This is a genomic window from Peribacillus sp. P4_D6 (assembly GCF_056401795.1).
Genome location: NZ_JBFUIQ010000251.1, coordinates 1 through 2,953, shown reverse-complemented (window position 1 = coordinate 2,953; position 2,953 = coordinate 1). Strand labels below are relative to the sequence as shown.

At 41.6% G+C, this 2,953-nt stretch carries 3 protein-coding genes; all 3 read left to right on the top strand.

The features are described from left to right. The first annotated feature begins 257 nt into the window (after window positions 1–257). On the top strand, window positions 258–596 hold the full coding sequence (locus tag AC1DVB_RS26320; RefSeq protein ID WP_223255974.1) for a metal-sensitive transcriptional regulator: 339 nt from the start codon (window positions 258–260) through the stop codon (window positions 594–596). Window positions 597–612: 16 nt separating this feature from the next. Continuing rightward, window positions 613–819: a copper chaperone CopZ gene (gene copZ, locus AC1DVB_RS26315; RefSeq protein ID WP_057276009.1), complete on the top strand. Its 207-nt coding sequence runs from the start codon at window positions 613–615 to the stop codon at window positions 817–819. A gap of 75 nt (window positions 820–894) precedes the next feature. Next, the coding region (locus AC1DVB_RS26310) for a heavy metal translocating P-type ATPase (protein WP_477591732.1) at window positions 895–2,953 on the top strand (2,059 nt) is incomplete at its 3' end.

Here is a 2,953-nt window from a genome sequence, read left to right as displayed (position 1 = left end):
CAATTACAATTGATTGATAGTGATGCACAACTTGGTCATGGTTAATGTTTTATAAAACTCTAAAATGGATGAACGGATACTCCCTACTGTTTACTGTGAAAGTGAGTTTAGTTGCTTTACTATATAGAAAGGCCAAATCCCAATGACATGAATATTGAACTAAAAATGCAGGAAATAATGAACATAAATCTTTCTCTTTGCATAGGGTAGGAGGGTATGGTATATTAATTTTTGAGGAGGGATTGGCAATGGATGAAATGATGAATGGGCAAGATGCGGTGAATGAAGAAGAATGCTGTACGGCCTCTTCCCACGGCCGAAAGAGTCATCACTCAGAAGCAGTAAAAAAGAATTTAACGACCCGGTTAAATCGAATTGAAGGTCAAATTCGCGGTATAAAGGGTCTTATTGAAAAAGATACGTACTGTGATGATGTGATCACCCAAATAGCAGCTACACAAAGCGCGATGAATAGTGTAGCCAAGATTTTATTGGAAGGCCATCTAAGGAATTGTGTGGTGGAACGCCTGAATGAAGGGGATACAGAGGTTATAGATGAAGTGCTTGTAACGATACAAAAATTAATGAAAAAATAAAGGAGCAGTGGATAAAATGGAAAATGTAACATTGAATGTTAGTGGAATGTCTTGTGGTCATTGTGTGAATGCAGTTGAAGGGAATGTAGCCAAACTTGCAGGTGTTGAAAGCGTAAAGGTGCATTTGGATGCAGGAAAAGTAGATGTAGCGTTTGACAAGGAAAAAGTATCACTTGAGAAAATAAAAGAAACAATCGATGATCAAGGCTACGATGTCGAGTAAGTTATGAGAGTGCTGTTAAGCACTTCTTTTTTACAAAGAAATATACCCCATGGTGGTATAGGGAGGCGGGATGAAGTGAGCAGCCAAATAAAAGAAACAAGTTTACAGATTTCTGGAATGACTTGCGCTGCCTGTGCAAACCGAATTGAAAAAGGGTTAAACAAAATGGAAGGCGTTGAGGAAGCCACCGTTAATTTGGCTCTTGAGAAATCGGTTATTAAATATGATTCGGAAAAAGTAAGCAACCAGGACTTTGAAAAGAAAATTCAAGATCTTGGCTATGCTGTAGTAAAAGAGAAAAAGGAATTTACGATTACTGGCATGACCTGTGCTGCCTGTGCAAACCGAATTGAAAAAGGGTTAAATAAGATGGATGGGGTGAGCATGGCTAATGTCAATCTAGCGCTTGAAAATGCGACCGTCGAATATGATCCTTCCCAAGCTTCCCCAATTGATATCATTCAACGGGTTGAGAAGCTGGGGTATGGGGCGATCATCAAGGAAGATAAAGTGGAATCCGTGAATTTCCGTCAAAAAGAAATACAAAAACAAAAGAATACATTCATCTTTTCGGTCATTTTATCTTTTCCATTGTTATGGGCGATGGTAAGCCATTTTAGTTTTACTTCGTTTATCTATATGCCTGATTTCCTCATGAATCCTTGGGTGCAGATGGCATTCGCAACCCCCGTTCAATTTTTGATTGGAAAGCAGTTCTATGTTGGAGCTTATAAAGCCTTGAGAAATAAAAGTGCCAATATGGATGTATTAGTCGCGATGGGAACATCCGCTGCCTATTTTTACAGTGTCTATCAGGCGATCATTTCGATGGGGTCGCATCACAATACGGCACAACTTTATTTCGAAACAAGTTCAATTCTTATCACTCTCATTCTTTTGGGGAAGCTGTTTGAAGCAAAGGCAAAAGGACGTTCTTCCGAGGCCATCAAAAAATTGATGGGGCTTCAGGCTAAAACGGCATTGGTTTTAAGAAATGGGGAGGAACGGGAAATACCACTTGAAGAAGTCATCGTAGGGGATACGATTTTGGTGAAGCCGGGTGAGAAGATCCCTGTCGATGGCAAGGTAATCGAGGGGAACTCTGCCGTCGATGAATCCATGTTAACGGGTGAGAGCATTCCGGTCGATAAAACAAACGGTGATACTGTTATCGGTTCAACATTGAATAAGAATGGGTTTATCAAAATGAAAGCGACGAAAATAGGAAGGGATACAGCTCTTTCCCAAATCATCAAAGTCGTCGAAGATGCTCAAGGTTCGAAAGCGCCGATTCAACGGCTTGCTGACCAAATTTCCGGTGTTTTCGTTCCCATTGTTGTCGGAATCGCTCTTTTAACTTTTCTGGTTTGGATGATTTGGGTTAACCCTGGAGAATTCACACCTGCTTTTGAAGCGATGATTGCAGTGCTAGTCATAGCCTGCCCATGTGCTTTAGGCCTGGCCACTCCCACCTCTATCATGGCAGGGTCTGGAAGGGCTGCCGAATTCGGCATCTTATTTAAAGGCGGGGAACATCTGGAAACCACCCACCATATCGATACGGTCATCTTGGATAAAACGGGAACGGTAACGAAAGGTACCCCTGTGTTGACAGATGTCCTCATTGAGAATGGTATGGAGGAAGAACAGTTTTTATCATTAATCGGTGCAGCTGAAAAACAATCTGAACACCCTCTTGCTCAATCAATCGTTCAAGGAATTCAAGCAAGACAGATTTCACTTGCAGCGGTTGAAGAATTTGAAGCGATGCCTGGATACGGGATTAGAGCTGTGGCGGATCAAAAAGTGATATTCATCGGAACCCGTAAATTGATGAAGCAAAATAACGTGGATATCACTAAGGCGCTAACAGCGATGGAAGAATTTGAAGAGCAAGGGAAGACTGCAATGCTCGCTAGCATTGAAGGGGAATATGCCGGACTCATTGCTGTTGCGGATACGATAAAAGAAAGCTCGCTTGAGGCGATTAAAAGGTTAAAAGCAATGGATATCCAGGTCATCATGATAACCGGGGATAATCAAAGAACAGCAAATGCCATCGGACATCAAGTTGGCATTGACCATGTAATCGCAGAAGTCCTACCTGAAGGGAAAGCGGAAGAAGTGAATAAAC